The organism is Paraburkholderia sp. SIMBA_030, assembly GCF_046535245.1.
Taxonomy (GTDB): domain Bacteria; phylum Pseudomonadota; class Gammaproteobacteria; order Burkholderiales; family Burkholderiaceae; genus Paraburkholderia.
On the sequence record NZ_JAWRXB010000003.1, the window covers coordinates 182,903 to 199,567 of the forward strand.

15 protein-coding genes and 1 tRNA gene are annotated in these 16,665 nt (G+C 63.7%); 11 read left to right on the plus strand and 5 right to left on the minus strand.

What is annotated here, in order from left to right; all coding sequences use genetic code 11:
* The first annotated feature begins 67 nt into the window (after positions 1 to 67).
* The 10 genes from rsmB to SB772_RS06185 all read left to right on the plus strand — a co-directional run bounded on the left by rsmB (position 68) and on the right by SB772_RS06185 (position 9,378).
* Complete coding sequence (rsmB, locus tag SB772_RS06140) at positions 68 to 1,507, plus strand: 16S rRNA (cytosine(967)-C(5))-methyltransferase RsmB (RefSeq protein ID WP_410832396.1); 1,440 nt, start codon at positions 68 to 70, stop codon at positions 1,505 to 1,507.
* Positions 1,504 to 2,103, plus strand: coding sequence for a DUF4390 domain-containing protein (locus SB772_RS06145; RefSeq protein ID WP_410832397.1), 600 nt, complete (start codon positions 1,504 to 1,506; stop codon positions 2,101 to 2,103). The genes rsmB and SB772_RS06145 overlap by 4 nt, the downstream gene beginning before the upstream one ends.
* Positions 2,093 to 4,507, plus strand: coding sequence for an ATP-binding protein (locus tag SB772_RS06150; protein WP_410832398.1), 2,415 nt, complete (start codon positions 2,093 to 2,095; stop codon positions 4,505 to 4,507). The genes SB772_RS06145 and SB772_RS06150 overlap by 11 nt, the downstream gene beginning before the upstream one ends.
* Entirely contained in the window at positions 4,508 to 5,200 is a 693-nt protein-coding gene (esaR, locus tag SB772_RS06155; protein WP_410832399.1) for a response regulator transcription factor EsaR, read from the plus strand.
* Positions 5,201 to 5,296: 96 nt separating this feature from the next.
* A tRNA-Phe gene (locus SB772_RS06160) sits at positions 5,297 to 5,372 on the plus strand.
* 428 nt (positions 5,373 to 5,800) lie between these two features.
* Positions 5,801 to 6,532 (plus strand): 7-cyano-7-deazaguanine synthase QueC, encoded by a 732-nt coding sequence (gene queC / locus SB772_RS06165; protein WP_410832400.1) that lies wholly within the window; start codon positions 5,801 to 5,803, stop codon positions 6,530 to 6,532.
* 73 nt (positions 6,533 to 6,605) lie between these two features.
* On the plus strand, positions 6,606 to 7,238 hold the full coding sequence (queE, locus tag SB772_RS06170) for a 7-carboxy-7-deazaguanine synthase (RefSeq protein ID WP_410832401.1): 633 nt from the start codon (positions 6,606 to 6,608) through the stop codon (positions 7,236 to 7,238).
* Positions 7,239 to 7,247: 9 nt separating this feature from the next.
* Positions 7,248 to 7,691 (plus strand): 6-carboxytetrahydropterin synthase QueD, encoded by a 444-nt coding sequence (gene queD, locus SB772_RS06175; RefSeq protein ID WP_410832634.1) that lies wholly within the window; start codon positions 7,248 to 7,250, stop codon positions 7,689 to 7,691.
* Between the two features lie 206 nt (positions 7,692 to 7,897).
* Positions 7,898 to 8,680 (plus strand): HpcH/HpaI aldolase family protein, encoded by a 783-nt coding sequence (locus SB772_RS06180; RefSeq protein ID WP_410832402.1) that lies wholly within the window; start codon positions 7,898 to 7,900, stop codon positions 8,678 to 8,680.
* Positions 8,677 to 9,378: a tetratricopeptide repeat protein gene (locus SB772_RS06185; protein ID WP_410832403.1), complete on the plus strand. Its 702-nt coding sequence runs from the start codon at positions 8,677 to 8,679 to the stop codon at positions 9,376 to 9,378. The genes SB772_RS06180 and SB772_RS06185 overlap by 4 nt, the downstream gene beginning before the upstream one ends.
* A gap of 89 nt (positions 9,379 to 9,467) precedes the next feature.
* Here the strand turns inward: SB772_RS06185 and rodA are convergent, their stop codons facing one another.
* The 5 genes from rodA to SB772_RS06210 all read right to left on the minus strand — a co-directional run bounded on the left by rodA (position 9,468) and on the right by SB772_RS06210 (position 15,909).
* Positions 9,468 to 10,616 carry a rod shape-determining protein RodA gene (gene rodA, locus SB772_RS06190; protein WP_410832404.1) on the minus strand — a complete coding sequence of 383 codons (1,149 nt, stop codon included), beginning with the start codon at positions 10,614 to 10,616 and terminating at the stop codon, positions 9,468 to 9,470.
* 10 nt (positions 10,617 to 10,626) lie between these two features.
* On the minus strand, positions 10,627 to 12,996 hold the full coding sequence (mrdA, locus tag SB772_RS06195) for a penicillin-binding protein 2 (RefSeq protein ID WP_410832405.1): 2,370 nt from the start codon (positions 12,994 to 12,996) through the stop codon (positions 10,627 to 10,629).
* A gap of 139 nt (positions 12,997 to 13,135) precedes the next feature.
* Positions 13,136 to 13,648, minus strand: a complete 513-nt coding sequence (gene mreD / locus SB772_RS06200) for a rod shape-determining protein MreD (protein ID WP_410832406.1) — start codon at positions 13,646 to 13,648, stop codon at positions 13,136 to 13,138.
* Positions 13,645 to 14,712, minus strand: a complete 1,068-nt coding sequence (gene mreC, locus SB772_RS06205) for a rod shape-determining protein MreC (RefSeq protein WP_410832407.1) — start codon at positions 14,710 to 14,712, stop codon at positions 13,645 to 13,647. The genes mreD and mreC overlap by 4 nt, the downstream gene beginning before the upstream one ends.
* 153 nt (positions 14,713 to 14,865) lie before the next feature.
* On the minus strand, positions 14,866 to 15,909 hold the full coding sequence (locus SB772_RS06210) for a rod shape-determining protein (RefSeq protein ID WP_004189550.1): 1,044 nt from the start codon (positions 15,907 to 15,909) through the stop codon (positions 14,866 to 14,868).
* A gap of 379 nt (positions 15,910 to 16,288) precedes the next feature.
* Between SB772_RS06210 and gatC the strand changes: the two genes are divergently transcribed.
* Positions 16,289 to 16,588 carry an Asp-tRNA(Asn)/Glu-tRNA(Gln) amidotransferase subunit GatC gene (gene gatC, locus SB772_RS06215; protein ID WP_410832408.1) on the plus strand — a complete coding sequence of 100 codons (300 nt, stop codon included), beginning with the start codon at positions 16,289 to 16,291 and terminating at the stop codon, positions 16,586 to 16,588.
* Positions 16,589 to 16,665: the final 77 nt, after the last annotated feature.

Here is a 16,665-nt window from a genome sequence, read left to right on the forward strand (position 1 = left end):
GAGCCGCGCCACGCTACAATGTGTTGTTTGCGTCGCGCGCACCGCGCGGCCTGCCTTTGCCTCTTTCATGATCCCAAAGCCTTCTTCGCGTTCTGCTTCCCAATCGGCGCGCCCGCGCGAATCACGTCTGTCGTTGCTGCATCTCGCGCCCGAATCGCTCGGTTTTGCGCTCGATTGCGCGGGCCAGGCCGTCGGCGCCGTGCGCCTCGGCGCGGCCTTGCCGGCCGCCCTGCAATCCGTGTTCGTGTCCGCGCCTGAGGGCAGCGCCGCCGCTGCGCGCGGCGCCGTGCAGGACATCGCGTACCGCACGATGCGGCGTCTGGCGACCGCCGAATGGCTGATCGCGAAGCTGGTGAAGAAGGCGCCGCCGCCGCACGTCGGTCACGTGCTCGCGTGCGCGCTGGCCTTGCTCGTCGACGATGAAGCGAGCGCCGCTTACGCGCCGTTCACCGTCGTCGATCAGGCCGTCAGCGCAATCGCCGCACGTCGTGAATTCGCGTTCGCGAAGGGGCTCGTCAACGCCGTGCTGCGTAATTTTCTACGCGAGCGTGAGACGCTGCTGAGCGAGTCGCAGGCCGACGAAGTGGCACGCTGGAATTACCCGGCGTGGTGGATCGACGCAGTCAGGCGCGCCTGGCCCGACGCGTGGCAAGCGGTGCTCGCCTCCGGCAACACGCAAGGCCCGCTGACGCTGCGTGTGAACGCGCGCCACTCGACAGTCGACGCGTATCTTCAAGTGCTGCAAGACCGTCACATCGCCGCGAGCAAGGCCGGCGACTACGCGGTCAAGTTGGCCACACCGATGCCGGTCGACCGGATTCCCGGCTTCAGCGACGGTGTCGTGTCCGTGCAGGACGCCGGCGCGCAACTCGCGGCGCAACTGCTCGGCGTGCGCGACGGCATGCGCGTGCTCGATGCTTGCGCGGCGCCGGGCGGCAAGACCGGTCATTTGCTCGAACTCGCCAACCTTCAGCTCATCGCGCTCGAAAGCGACGCGTCGCGCGCACGTCGCATCGGCGAAAATTTGCAGCGGCTGAAGCTCGAGGCAGAAGTGCGCATCGGCGATGCGGGCCAGCCGTCAAAATGGCATGACGACATCGACCAGCCCTTCGACCGTATTCTCGCCGACGTGCCGTGTTCCGCATCGGGCATCGTGCGGCGTCATCCGGATATTCGCTGGCTGCGCCGCGCGTCAGATATTCCCGCGCTGGTCGCCGAGCAGCGCCGCATTCTCGACGCGCTGTGGCCGCTCGTGAAGCCGGGCGGCGAGTTGCTCTACGTTACGTGTTCGATCTTCCCCGAAGAAGGCGAGTTGCAGGCACAGTGGTTTGGAGACAAGTACCAGGATGCGGTACGATTGGACGCGCCAGGGCAACTTTTACCCACAGTTTCCCGCGCGCCCGCCGACAAATCGGCCGATTCCCATGCCGGATACGCCGCTGAAGATGGCACCGGCTCGAACTCAGACCACGACGGATTTTTCTACGCGCGCTTTCAGAAACGGTGACCATCAAACGCTTTTTCCCGCTTCGGCTCGCAGCCGTGCTCTGGATCGCGCTGGCCGTATGGCTTGCCGTGCCGGGCGTGGCGCATGCTGACTCGATCGCGGTGCAGCGCGCGTCGCTGCAATCCGACGGTACCGGCTGGAGCCTCGACGCGCGCTTTGATTTCGATCTGAACAGCAATCTCGAAGACGCTGTCAATAAAGGCATTCCGCTTTACTTCACGACCGATTTCGAATTGAGCCGGCCGCGCTGGTACTGGTTCGACGAGCAGCCGGTGAGCGTGTCGCAGAGCATCCGCCTGTCGTTCCAGCCGCTCACACGTGAGTACCGCGTGTCGAGTGTGTCGTCGGGCGGTTTGCAGCTCGGCTTCACTACGCTCAAAGATGCGCTCGCGGTGATCAAGCACGTCACCTCGTGGCATGTGATCGACCGCACTCAGGTGCATGCCGGCGAGACTTACAACGCGTCCGTGCGCATGCAGCTCGACATCGCGCTGATGCCCAAGCCGTTCCAGATCGACGCCGTGAACAACCGCGACTGGAATCTCTCGTCGGAATGGAAGCGCTTTACCTTCACGGTGACCGAACGTGCTAAATAGAGTGCGCCGCGCCACCAGTGTCAGCAGCATCGTCGTGCGCGTGCTGGTGACTACGGTCGCCGTCACGGCCGTGCTGCTGCTCGTGCTGCTCGCGGCCGCAAGCGCGAACACCGAATTCTTCGACCGTTATTACCAGTGGCTGTATGCAGCGAATCTCATCGTTGCGATGATTTTTTTGCTGGTGGTGGCGACCCTAGTCATCATCATCATTGCCCGGCTTCGCAAGGGTAAATTCGGCACGCGGCTGCTCGCGAAACTCGCGTTCTTCATGGCGCTGGTCGGCGTGGTGCCGGGCGGAATCATTTACGTCGTGTCGTATCAGTTCGTGTCGCGCAGTATCGAATCGTGGTTCGACGTGAACGTCGAAACCGCGCTGACCTCGGGGCTGAACCTCGGCCGCGGCATGCTCGACGCGTCGCTGTCGGATCTGCAGACCAAGGGCCGTTTGATGTCCGAGCAACTGGCGAGTGCGGACGCGGCCGGCACGACGCTCACGCTGTTGCGCTTGCGCGATCAGTTCGGCGTGCAGGACGCGACGATCGTCGAACCCACGCGCAGCATGTCGGGCGCGACGCCGGACATGCACGTGGTCGCGCAGGCGTCCGGCAATTTCGCGACGCTCGTGCCGAACGACTTGCCCACACCGTTGATGATCGACCAGGCGCGCGGGCGTGGTTATGCAGCGATCGAAGGCGAGGTGGACGGCGATCCGCACGCGCATGGCAGCAAGGGCGCATTGCGGCTGCGCATCGTGCAGCGCATTCCGGATTCGAACGCGTCGCTGTTACAGCCCGCCGAACGCTTCCTGCAACTCACGCAGCCGGTCTCGCCGTCGCTCGCACGCAATGCCGACGCGGTGCAGCGCGCGTATCGCGAGTACCAGGAGAAGGCGCTGGGCCGCACCGGCTTGCGCAAGATGTACATCGGCACACTGACGCTTGCGCTGTTTCTCGCCACCTTCATCGCGATGATGCTGGCGCTCGCGCTCGGCAATCAGCTTGCGCGGCCGTTGTTCCTGCTCGCGCAGGGCACCAAGGAAGTGACCGAGGGCGACTACACGCCGAAACGCGAAATCAAGTCGCGCGACGAACTGGGTTTCCTCACGCAGTCGTTCAACGCGATGACCCGGCAGCTTTCCGAAGCGCGCGCGGCGGTCGAAAACAACCGCATCGCGCTCGAGCATTCGAAGGCCTATCTGGAAAGCATTCTCGCGAACCTGACCGCGGGCGTGTTCGTGTTCGACCGGCAGTTCCGCCTCACCACCGCTAACCGCGGCGCCGAGCGGATTTTCCGTCAACAGTTCCAGGAGGTGCTGGGTTCGGCGCTCGAACAGATCGGCGTGCTGAGCGAATTCGGCGGCATGGTGCGCAAAGCCTTTGCCGATCGTGAAGCGGCAAGCGGCGACGGTCACGACGATCGCGGCCACTGGCAGCAGCAATTCTCGATACAGGTGCAGGGCGAAACCGAGCCGCTCACCCTGCTCGTGCGCGGCGCGCGTCTCGTGTCCGCCGCCGAGCGCGACGCCGAAGACATGCAGACTTCGGGCTACGTCGTCGTGTTCGACGACATCTCCGACGTGATCTCGGCGCAGCGTTCGATCGCATGGGGCGAAGTCGCGCGGCGGCTCGCGCATGAGATCAAGAATCCGCTCACGCCGATCCAGCTCTCGGCCGAGCGCTTGCAGATGAAGCTCGCCGACAAGCTGGCGCCGTCGGATGCCGATGTGCTCAAGCGCGGCGCGACCACAATCGTGAACCAGGTCGCGGCGATGAAGCAGATGGTCGACAATTTCCGCGACTATGCGCGTACGCCCCCGGCGGTGCTCGCGCATCTGCAACTGAACGATCTGGTCAGCGAAGTGCTCACGTTGTACGGTATCGAGGAAGGCAAGAGTGCGATTCAAGTGGAACTCGCGGAACTTCCGGTGATTCGCGGCGACGCGACGCAATTGCGTCAGGTGATTCACAACTTGCTGCAGAACGCGCAGGATGCAGTGGCCGACGTCGAGCAACCACGTGTGTTGATCGAGACGAGGACAGTAGAATACGGAGACCCCGACGCGGAAGGCAAAGTACGCGTCGCGGTGCGTCTGACGGTGTCGGATAACGGACCGGGCTTCCCTACGCGTATCCTGACACGTGCATTCGAACCTTACGTGACGACCAAGGCCAAAGGCACGGGTCTCGGTCTCGCGATGGTCAAGAAGATCGTCGACGAACACGGCGCGCGGATCGACATTCGTAACCGCATGAAAGCGGGCGATGTGATCGAAGGCGCGCAGATCTCGATCCTCTTCCTTCAACTGGTAGACGATGCCGCGGCACCTGAAGCGGGGCCGCGGGCGGCGCACAGCAGTGCGTCGCAGGCAACGACAAAAGCAACAGTGCAGACAAGGGCAGCGTAAATGGCAACCATCCTGGTGGTAGATGATGAAATGGGCATCCGGGAATTGCTCTCGGAGATCCTGAGCGACGAGGGGCATGTCGTGGAGGCCGCGGAAAACGCGCAGGAAGCGCGTGACTTCCGTTTGCGCCAGACACCCGATCTGGTATTGCTCGACATCTGGATGCCCGATACCGACGGTGTGACCTTACTTAAGGAATGGGCCGCGCAAGGGCAACTGACCATGCCGGTGATCATGATGTCCGGCCACGCAACCATCGATACGGCGGTCGAAGCGACCAAGATCGGCGCGCTCAATTTTCTCGAGAAGCCGATCGCGTTGCAGAAGCTGTTGAAGGCGGTCGAGCAAGGGCTGGCGCGTGGCAATGCTGCAAGTGCGCCGGGCGGCGCGGCAGCCAAGCCGGTCTTGCCGACCAACGCGTCGGCAGTGGCTTCAGCGGCGGCGTTGCCGATGCTGTCGTCGGACGGCGTCGGCAGCAGCGGTGGATTGGCTGCGCAAACGGCGTCGATCTCGTTCGATATTCCGCTGCGCGATGCACGTGATGCGTTCGAGCGCGCGTACTTCGAATATCACCTCGCACGCGAGAACGGCAGCATGACGCGCGTGGCGGAGAAGACCGGTTTGGAGCGCACGCACCTGTATCGCAAGCTCAAGCAGCTCGGCGTCGATCTCGGCAAGAACAAAGGGGAGTGAACGGCCGCGCCATGCGCGCGGATATTGCCCCAGCGGATTTTTTCGAGAAGGGGCTTGCCGTGCTGCTGACCCTTTGATATCATCTCGTTCTTCGTTGGCCCGGTAGCTCAGTTGGTAGAGCAGCGGATTGAAAATCCGCGTGTCGATGGTTCGATTCCGTCCCAGGCCACCAGGATTCAGCCCCAGGAAATCGCAAGATTCCTGGGGCTTTTCCTTTTCCGACGGGCATTCGTCGGATCCGGCCTGCGCATGATGCAAGTGCGGCGCGCTCGGCGGCGTTCGGCGTCGCGTGATAAAATCGCGCCAGTTCAAGGACTTGCACGCGAGTGTGGTGCCTGAGTGCCGCCGCGCCGGACAAGTCCTTTCGTGTTTATGGCGCCGGCCTTGTGAGGCATCCTGGTCGCAAACGGTCAGGCGCCGACAGACACCGAACCCTGCGTCCGACGATTGACGGTATAAGCGCCCAGCGACGCTGCATTCAGAAGGCGCGGCCTATACTGGTTTGGGCCGGCGGCAGTGCCGGCACGCGTCGCGCCGCGTTGCTTGCATGGCGCACCTCGCGCAGCGCGACGTGGCACTCATCATTCACGGAGTTTCACGGTGATCCGTAAAGACGCTAAACGTAGCGCTCTGGTGCTGTTTTCCGGCGGCCAGGATTCCGCCACGTGCCTCGCCTGGGCGCTCGATCGTTATGAAACGGTCGAAACGCTCGGCTTCGATTACGGTCAACGGCACCGGGTCGAACTCGAATGCCGCGAAGGTTTTCGTCACGCTGTGGTGCGCGCTTTTCCGGCATGGGCCGAGCGCCTCGGCGACGATCACATGATCGATCTGTCGGTTCTCGGTTCGATCAGCGATACCGCGATGACGCGTGAGATCGAGATCGAAGCCACCGCGAACAGTTTGCCGAATACGTTCGTGCCGGGCCGCAATCTGATGTTCATGACGATCGCCGCGGCCATCGCGTATCGGCGTGGCCTGCAGGTGCTGGTCGGCGGGATGTGCGAGACGGATTTCTCGGGCTACCCCGATTGCCGCGACGATACGATCAAGGCATTGCAGGTCGTGCTGAATCTCGGCATGGACAAGCGCTTCCTGCTCGAAACGCCATTGATGTGGCTCGACAAGGCCGACACGTGGCGGCTCGCGCAAGAGCTGGGCGGCGACGAACTGGTTGAACTGGTGCGCGTCGAAACGCATACCTGCTATGTCGGCGAGCGCGCAGAATTGCATGCATGGGGCTTCGGCTGCGGCGAATGCCCCGCGTGCCGCTTGCGCAAGCGTGGCTACGAAGCGTATCTGGCCGGCGAGAAGGTGACCGAGCCGGTTTGAGGGCTCGGCGCGGCGCCGTCCTAACGAACGCCACGCAGGCCATCATTTTCAGGAACACAAGGCAGAAAGCAGCATGACGTACGCGGTCAAGGAAATCTTCTACACGTTGCAAGGCGAGGGCGCGAATGCCGGGCGTCCGGCCGTGTTCTGCCGGTTCGCCGGCTGCAATCTGTGGTCGGGCCGCGAAGAAGATCGGGCGGAGGCTGTGTGCCGCTTCTGCGATACCGATTTCGTCGGCACCGATGGCGAGAACGGCGGCAAGTACCGCGGCGCCGAAGAACTGGTGCAGATGATTGCGTCCCTGTGGCCGGAAGGCGAGGGCGAACGCTTCGTGGTGTGCACGGGCGGTGAGCCGATGCTGCAGATCGATCAGCCGTTCGTCGATGCGTTGCATGGCGCCGGTTTCGAAATCGCCATCGAAACCAACGGTTCGCTGCCGGTGCTCGAGACGATCGACTGGATCTGCGTGAGCCCGAAGGCCGACGCGCCGCTCGTCGTTACCAAAGGCAACGAACTGAAGGTCGTGATTCCGCAGGACAACCAGCGGCTGTCCGACTATGCGAAGCTCGACTTCGAGTATTTCCTCGTCCAGCCGATGGACGGCCCGTCGCGCGAGATCAACACCAGGCTCGCGATCGACTGGTGCAAACGCCATCCGCAATGGCGCCTGTCGATGCAGACCCACAAGTATCTGAACATTCCCTGATTTGCCGTGCTGACGATTACACGAAAACTCGAATTCGACGCGGGTCACCGCATCCCTGACCACCGCAGCCAGTGCCGTAACCTGCACGGGCATCGCTATGTGCTCGAAATCACGCTGCAAGGCGACCTGGTCGATACGGAAGGCGCGCCCGATCGCGGCATGGTGATGGACTTCGCCGACGTGAAGGCGCTCGCCGTCGAGCATCTGGTGGATAAATGGGACCATGCATTCCTCGTCTACGAAGGCGATACGCAGGTGCGCGGCTTTCTGGAAACCATGGCGGGGCATAAGACCGTCGTGCTCGATCGCATTCCGACCGTCGAGAATCTCGCCGCCGTCGCGTTCGACATCCTCGCGAACGTCTACGACGCGCACTACGGCGTGAATCTGCGCCTGCACAAGGTGCGTCTGTTCGAGACGCCGAACTGCTGGGCCGACGTGGTCCGCGACTGAAGCTGCGGCGAGCAGTACGATCCAACCCCCGCGTTATTGTCACGGTATGATCGCTCCGATAACCACACGGAGCGAGACATGCCGGTCACCGCATTACGTCGCAGCAGGTACGTTGGCCACCACGGCCTTGGCGGCCACCAGGTTCGCCACGCCAGCGTCCTTTCCCGCGTTCCAGGCGATGTGTCCCATCGCCGGGGAGCGTGGCGATGAGCACCTTTACCAATCCCCTCAAGCAACGTCTGAAGGAAGCCGATCCGCTGTTCGGCCTGTGGCTGTCGCTCGGTAGCGAATCGGCGGCCGAGGCGCTCGCGCATGCCGGTTTCGACTGGCTGCTGATCGACATGGAACACGCGCCGAACGATAGCGGCGACGTCACCGCGCAATTGCGCGCGATCGCCGCCGCGCATCTGCCGAGCGAGCCGGTCGTGCGGGTGCCCGCCAGTGAGGCGTGGCTGGTCAAGCGCGTGCTGGACGCCGGCGCGCGCACGCTGATGTTCCCGAATATCGAATCCGCCGAGGAGGCGGCCCACGCCGTGCGTCTGACGCAATATCCGACCGCCGACGCGCTCGACGGTTTGCGCGGCGTCGCCGGCGCGGTGCGGGCAGCTTCGTATGGCATGCGGCGCGATTACGTGCAGACGGCCAACGCGCAGATCGCGACCATCGTGCAGATCGAATCGACGCGCGGCTTGCAGGAAGTCGAGAAGATCGCCGCGACGCCAGGCATCGATTGCCTGTTCGTCGGGCCGGCCGATCTGGCCGCGAGCCTCGGCCATCTCGGCGATTCGAAGCATGCCGACGTGCAGGCGGCGATGGCGCGCATCGTCGACGCCGCCAACAAGGCTGGCATCGCAACTGGCATGTTTGCCGTCGACGTCGCGAGTGCGAAGCAGTATCGCGACGCGGGTTTCCGTTTCATCGCTCTGGCCGCGGACGTCATGTGGATGTTGCGCGCGACTCGCCAGGCGTTGCAGGAGGTGAGGTCATGAAGGGGATGGTGCAATGCGTCGTCATGCGTCTGGCGGTCGCAGCGGCGTTGATGGCGAACGTGACGGCGTACGCGCAGGACAAGATCGCAAAGTCGAACGATCCCGAGACGCAAACCGCGGTCGCCGATTACAACGCCGGCAACCTGAAGGCGGCGCTTGCCGAGTTTCGCCAGGCAGCCGAGCACGGCAGCCGGCTCGCCGAGTTCAACTACGCCATGATGCTGCTCAACGGCGAAGGCACTACCGCGAATGTCGACGAAGGCAAGAAGTGGCTGCGCAAGGCCGCCGACGCCAACATGTCGCACGCGCAGTACGTGTACGGCAAGATGTACGACGATGGTGAGTTTGTCGGGCGCGATCCGGTCGAGGCGCATCGGTGGTTTTTGAAGGCCGCGCAGCAAGGGCACGTGCAGGCGGAACTGGCGCTCGCCAATCAGTTTCTCGACGGCCGCGGCACCGAGCGCGACAACAAGCAGGCCTTCGTCTGGTACAAGAAGGCGGCGCAAGGCGGCGACATGACCGCGCAATACGTGACCGGCTCGTTCTACGAGCGCGGTGGCGATGGCGTGGACAAGAACCTGAACGTGGCGCGCGCATATTACGCGGCGGCGGCGGCACAGGGCGATCCGGCGGCGCGTCTGAAGTATCAGCAACTGAGCGCGCAATTGCGGGATCAGAAGGAAGTGAAACCGCAGTGAATAAAAAGGGGCGCTCCTTGCGGTGCGCCCCTTTTGCTTGCTGGGCCGTTCGTGGCCCGCTTTAACTCCGTCGCTTCAACTCTGCCGCTTTAACTCTGCATCAACCGCTTCTGCCGCGCGACGTTCATGATCAGGCCGATCGCGACCCCCAGCGTCGTTAGCGCCGTGCCGCCGTAGCTCATGAACGGCAGCGGCACGCCGACCACCGGCAAGATCCCGCTCACCATCCCGATGTTGACGAACGCGTAGGTGAAGAACGCCATCGTCAGTGAACCGGCCAGCAAACGTCCAAACAGCGTCGCACCATTGGCCGCGATATACAGACCGCGCGCGATCAGCAACATGTAAAGCGTCAGCAGCACGAGGCCGCCCGCCAGCCCGAACTCTTCGGAAAACACCGCGAAGATAAAGTCGGTGTGCTTCTCGGGGATGAACTCCAGATGCGCCTGCGTGCCCTTCAGCCAGCCTTTGCCGAGCGGCCCGCCCGAGCCGATTGCAATCACTGCCTGGATCGTGTGAAAGCCCTTGCCGAGCGGATCGGAGGTTGGATCGAGCAGCGTGCAGATGCGGTGCTTCTGATAGTCGTGCATCAGCGGCCACTGCACTTCGGGCTGGCAAATCTTGTCCTGGAACGCGGCGATCGAACCGACCGCGATCACGCCGGCAACCAGCACCGGCACGATCAGCTTGAAACTCAGGCCCGCGAAGTAGATCACGAAGAACCCGGCCGCAAACACCAGCACGGCGGTGCCCAGGTCGGGCTGCTTCGCGATCAGCCCGACCGGCACGATCAGGATCGCGAATCCGACCAGGTAGTCGTACCAGCGCACCACCCCTTCGCGGCGCTGGTAGTACCACGCGAGCATCAACGGCGTGGCGATCTTCAGAATCTCGGACGGCTGGATCACCACGCCCACGTTGATCCAACGCTTTGCGCCCTTGCGCGTCAAACCGAACAGGGCCACCGCAACCAGTAACGCGATACCGAACGTATAGAGCGGTACCGCGAAGCGCATCAGCATCGTGGGTGGCACATTGGCGAGCGCCCACATCAGCACGAACGTCAGCATGATGTTGCGCAGCTGGTCTTCCACGCGGCCGGGGACGTCCAGACTTGCGCTGTACAGCGTAACGATGCCGACGCACAGCAGCAGAAACACGATCAACGCGAGCGGGCGATCGAAGCCCGCGAACATGCGCTTGATGCGGTCGAGCCAGGCGCGCTTGTCGAATTGCATGCCTTTCTCCTTACTCGTCGATGCCGCCGGAAACCGGCTGGCGTGGCGGCGTGGACTGAATGCCGTCATCCCGCGACGGTTCCCCAACGGGACGTCCTCCGGGGCGTCCCCCAAGGGGACTTCCTTCGGGGCGTGCGGCGGCGGTCGGAACCGCCTCGCTGCTCGGGCGGGGCTTACGCGGTCCGCCGGATTTGCGCGGCGGCGGATTCTTTGTGGTGGTGGACGCAGAGGCGGCAACGGCCGCCGAAGCGCCGGATGCAGCAGCCGTGGCAGCAGGCGCCGATGCCGCAGCTGGTGCCGATGCGGCAGCCGCAGCCGAGGCTGCCGCTGCCGCCGAAGCCGCACCCGGTATCGGCAGCGCCGTGAAGCCCGCCGCGATCTTGACCGACTGGGCCGCTTCCTGCGGCGTCGGTGCGTCGCCGACTTCCGGCGCGGACGCATCCTGCGTTGCCGAGGCTGCTGCCGCTACGGCGGCTGCTTCAGCGCCGGGCCTGTTCTTGCTGACGAGGTAATAATCGAGCACGCGCCGTGCGATCGGACCGGCCGCTTCAGCACCCCAGCCGCCGTTTTCGACGACCAGCGCGAGCGCGATCTTCGGTTGTTCGGCAGGCGCGAATGCGATGAACAGCGCGTGGTCGCGCAGATGCTCGGCGATCGCGTGGCCCTTGTAGTTCGTGCCTTGCAGCGAATACACCTGCGCGGTGCCGGTCTTGCCGGCCGCCAGATACGGTGCGCCGATGAACAGCTTCGACGCGGTGCCGTCCGTCACGACGCCTTCCATCGCGCGCTTGATGATATCGATGTCCGATTGCTTCACGGCGATCCTGTCTTTGGGATCGCGCACGACCGCACGCGTGTCCTTCGTGATCGGGTTTTCAATGTCGCGCACGAGGTGCGGCTTCATCACGACACCGTTGTTCGCGAGCGTTGCCGTTGCGTGGGCGAGTTGCAGAATGGTGAACGAGTTGTAGCCCTGGCCGATGCCCAGACTGATCGTTTCGCCCTCGTACCAGCGCTGCTGCTCGGGCTTGCGGTACGCCTTGCGCTTCCATTCCGTCGACGGCAGGATGCCGCGCGCTTCGCCGGAGATGTCGATGCCGGTGATCTGGCCGAAGCCCCAAGGTTTCATGAAATTGGCGATCGCATTGACGCCGAGATCGTGCGCGAGCATGTAGAAGTACGTGTCGTTCGACACGACGATCGCGCGGTTCATGTCGATCCAACCCTGGCCCGAGCGCACATCGTTGCGGAACGTGTGGCCGCCGAACGTGTACGAGCCCGGATCCTGGAAGCCCCAGCCCGGCGTGCGCTTGTGCAGCGTCAGCGCGGCGAGCGCCATGAACGGCTTATAGGTCGAGCCCGGCGGATAGGTGCCGTGCAGTGGCCGGTTCAGAAGCGGGTGATCAGGCGAATTGTTCAGTTCGTCCCAGGTCTGCTGATCGATGCCGTCGACGAAAGAATTCGGATCGAAGCTCGGCGCCGAGACAAACGCGAGAACGTCGCCCGTTGCCGGTTCGATCGCGACCAGCGCGCCGCGGCGGCCCGCGAAGGCCTGCTCGGCGACCTGCTGCAAGCCGATATCGAGCGACAGCACGAGGTTGTTGCCGGGCGTCGCCTGGGTGCGCGACAGCGTGCGCACAGGCCGGCCACCGGCGGTCACCTCGACTTCCTCGAAACCGGTCTGCCCGTGCAGTTCGGTTTCGTAGCTCTGCTCGACGCCGATCTTGCCGATGTAATCGGTGCCCTTGTAGTTGTTCGCATCCAGACGCGGATCGTAGTGATCCGGATCGCTGTCGTTCTGATCGCTGGCGTCGTCGATGCGTTCCTGGTCGCGCTGCGAAATCCGCCCGATGTAGCCGATCACGTGCGCTGCCGTCGGCCCGAGCGGATATTGGCGGAACAGGCGCGCGCGCACTTCCACGCCCGGAAAGCGGAAGCGCTGCGCGGTGAAGCGCGCGACTTCGTCGTCGGTGAGGCGGGTGCGGATCGGCAGGCTCTCGAAGTTCTTCGAGTCTTCCTGCAGTTTCTTGAAGCGGCGCCGGTCGCGGGCGTCGATCGACACCACGGTGGCCAGGTTGTCGATCACGTTTTCGAGCGTGTCGTTCAGCTTCGACGCGGTGATTTCGAGCGTGTACGCCGAGTAGTTCTTGGCCAGCACCACGCCGTTGCGGTCGGTGATGATGCCGCGGTTCGGCACGATCGGCGCGACCGAGATGCGGTTTTCGTCCGCTTGCAGCGAGTACTTGCTGTAGTGCCAGACCTGCAGGAACAGGAAACGGAAGCCGATCAGCCCGAAGCACACGAACACGAACAGGCCCGCCGCCGCGACGCGCAGGCGGAACTTCGAGAGCTGTTGCTGAGTGTCCTTGAATTCGGTCATGCGATTCTGCAAAAGGCCGTGTGACGGCCGTCATGAGTGTGCGCCCAATCCGGCCGGAACCGGGAGGCATGAACAGCGATGCACGTCGAGCGGGCCGGGAACGCGGGTTCCCAGAATGGCCGGCACGCGCGTTGCATGGCTAGATCGGCCGCGTATCGTCCGGATCGGCCGGGCGGCGCTGCGGCATCAGCAGCAGCACGCTGGCGATCGGCCACAGCGCGGCTTCAACGAAGCCGTCGATCAGGTAACCCCAGCCCGGAAACGCCGCGCCCGTCAGCAGACGGATCACGAACGGCACCAGCTGCGCGACGACTAAAAGTGGCATCACCGCAAAGGCTTGCACGCCGAGCGACATCCACAGCACGCGGCGGTGGATCGTAATCGCGCCGTACGACAGCAGCGTATAAGCCAGCGCGTGTTCGCCAAGCAGACTGGCGTTATGCACGTCCATCAGCAAACCGAGGAAAAACGCGATGCCCATGCCGACCTTGCGCGGCTGGTGCACATTCCAGAACAGCAGCACGAGCGCCACGAAATCGGGCACGCCGAGGAGGCGTCCCCACGGCATCAGGTTCAGCAAAAACGCCGCAGCGAGGCTAAACGCGATGAAGTACGGGTTGACCGGCTGCAGGATATATTGCGGACGGTTCATGGCTGGACCCCCGGCTTGGCTGGCGGCTTCGCGTTCTTGTCGGCGGCCGGTTTCTTGTCAGTGGCCGATTTCTTCTCCGCTGCAGCGGGTTTGGCCGGCGGCGATTTCTCGGCGGGTCCGGCGGCGGATTTGTCCGCGGCGGCCTTGCTGTCCGCGGGGTTCACGCCCTTCTTCTTCGCGTCCTTTGCGGTGGTGGCCGCATCGGGCTCTTCCGCCGGACGCGGCGGCACATTGTTCAGATAGTGCAGCACCAGCAGCTGACGCGCGCCGCGCACCGGCGCGACCGGCAGGCAGATGACGCGGGCAAACGCCGTATCCGCCTGTCTATCGACCCGAACTACCTTGGCGACGGGCAGACCCGGCGGGTAAACGCCGTCGAGCCCGCTGGTGACGAGTTCGTCGCCGGCTTGCACGTCGGCGCTGATCGGCACGAAGCGCAGGTCGAGCGCATCGCCCTTCGGCGTGCCGTAAATCACGCTGCGCAAGCCGGTGCGCACGATTTGCACGGGCACCGCCTGATCCTTGTCGGTCAGCAGCGTCACTTCGGCTTGCAGCGGGAACACACGCGTCACCTGACCGATCACGCCGTCTTCGTTGACGACCGGCGAGCCGTTCTGAATACCTTGCTGCGCACCGCGCCCGATCACCACCTTCTGCGTGAACGGGTCGCGCGTGTCGTACTGGATTTCGGCGGGCAGCGATTGCGTGGTCGCGCGCTGCGACAGTTGCAGCAGCGCGCGCAAGTGGGTGTTTTCGGCGGCCAGTTCGGCGGCCGTATTGGCTTGCTGCGACAACTGGAGATCTTTGGTGCGCAGTTTGGCGTTTTCGCTGCGCAATGTGGCGCTGGTCACGGCCAGGTCGGCCGCGCCCATGAAGACGTCGCGCGGTACGAGCGCCGCGCGTTGCAACGGATAAAGACCCGCGCCGAGCACGCCGCGAACGATTTCAAGCGTTTTGAAGCGCGCATCGGAGATCAGCAGGGCCAGCGCCAGCACGACGAAAAACACCAGCCGTGCGAGCGCGGACGGGCCTTGCTTGAACAGGGGCGGCGGACTGTATTCCATGGTCGGCGCCGGGGGCGTGAGCGATTGGGTGAGACGGCGGCGCGCGAGGGACGCGCGTTCAGTGCGCGGCGGCTGGTAAGCCCAGCCAACGGCAAGCCGGCCCACAAGGGGCCGTTTGCCTGATCCGCGCTACTGGCATGGAGACGGGCTCGCTTACTCGTACGAGAAGATGCTGCCCAGCTTGTCCATGCGTTCGAGCGCCATGCCCGAGCCGCGCACGACGCACGTCAGCGGGTCTTCGGCGACGAGCACCGGAAGGCCGGTTTCTTCTGCGAGCAGGCGGTCCAGATCGCGCAGCAGTGCGCCACCGCCCGTGAGCATCATGCCGCGCTCGGCGATGTCGGCGCCGAGTTCCGGCGGCGTTTGTTCGAGCGCGATCTTGACCGACGACACGATCTGGTTCAGCGGATCGGTGAGGGCCTCGAGGATTTCGTTGCTGGAGATCGTGAAGCTGCGCGGAATGCCCTCCGACAGATTGCGGCCCTTCACTTCCATTTCCTTGACTTCGGAACCCGGGAACGCGGAGCCGATTTCCTTCTTGATGGCTTCGGCGGTTTGCTCGCCGATCAGCATGCCGTAATTGCGGCGGATGTAGTTGACGATGGCTTCGTCGAACTTGTCGCCGCCCACGCGCACCGAGCCTTTGTACACGATGCCGCCCAGCGAGATCACGCCGACTTCGGTCGTGCCGCCGCCGATATCGACGACCATCGAGCCGGTGGCTTCCGACACCGGCAAGCCGGCGCCGATTGCGGCAGCCATCGGTTCTTCAATCAGATAGACCTGCGAAGCGCCGGCGCCGTGAGCTGCTTCTTTGATCGCGCGGCGCTCGACCTGGGTCGACCCGCACGGCACGCAAATGATGATGCGCGGCGACGGCGAGAACATGCGCGATTCGTGAGCAGTTTTGATGAACTGCTTGATCATCTGTTCGGTGACGGTGAAGTCGGCGATCACGCCGTCCTTCATCGGGCGGATCGCCTCGATGTTGCCCGGCACCTTACCGAGCATCTGCTTGGCTTCCTTGCCGACTGCCTGGATGGTTTTTTTACCGTTGGGACCGCCTTCCTGGCGGATCGAGACCACCGACGGTTCATCGAGAACGATGCCCTTGCCACGCATGTAGATGAGCGTGTTGGCAGTGCCAAGGTCAATCGCCAGATCGTTGGAGAAGTAACTGCGCAGAAAACCGAACATTCAAAATCCTGTCTCGCTTGGCGCCGGGCCTCGCAACGTATGCGCAGGGCGGCAGCGGAAAAAATAACAGCTTCAACCGGGCGGAAGCGGCGCCACAGGAACTTGAAGCTGCGAGGGAGTCTACCGGAGGCCGGAGCAAAGCCATGTTGGCAAAATCCGAACTATCCGTGGGAATTGTCCAGAAAGGCCTTGGTAAGTCGGTCCGGGTTTGGGTCGAACGCGTAATGATACCTTATAATTTTGGATGATTTGAAGGAAACGGACGGCACTTTTTGCCGCCGCTGGCCCCTTTTTCGAGGCGTTCCTCCAGTGTCGTAACCCGCTGTCGCAGCATTGTTTTTCCGCGCTGCGGCGGTCCACCACATTTTCCGGTGACTGCATGGCTCTGACCCTGACCGATGTTAAACGCATCGCGCATCTTGCGCGGCTCGAACTGGCCGACGCCGACGCTGAGCACACGCTTGCCCAGCTCAATGATTTCTTCGGCCTCGTCGAACAGATGCAGGCAGTCGATACCACCGGCATCGCGCCGCTTGCTCATCCGATCGAACAGATCGAAGACGTCGCGCTGCGTCTGCGTGACGACGCCGTAACCGAAACCGTTCAACGCGAAGCTTTCCAGCGCCCGGCGCCGGCTGTCCAGGACGGCCTGTACCTCGTACCGAGGGTGATCGAATAAAGCCCGGCGCGGCGTGCGAGCGGACTGCCGCACAGCGGAGCAGCGCTCGCGTGTCCACTGTATCCGGCCTTCTCGGC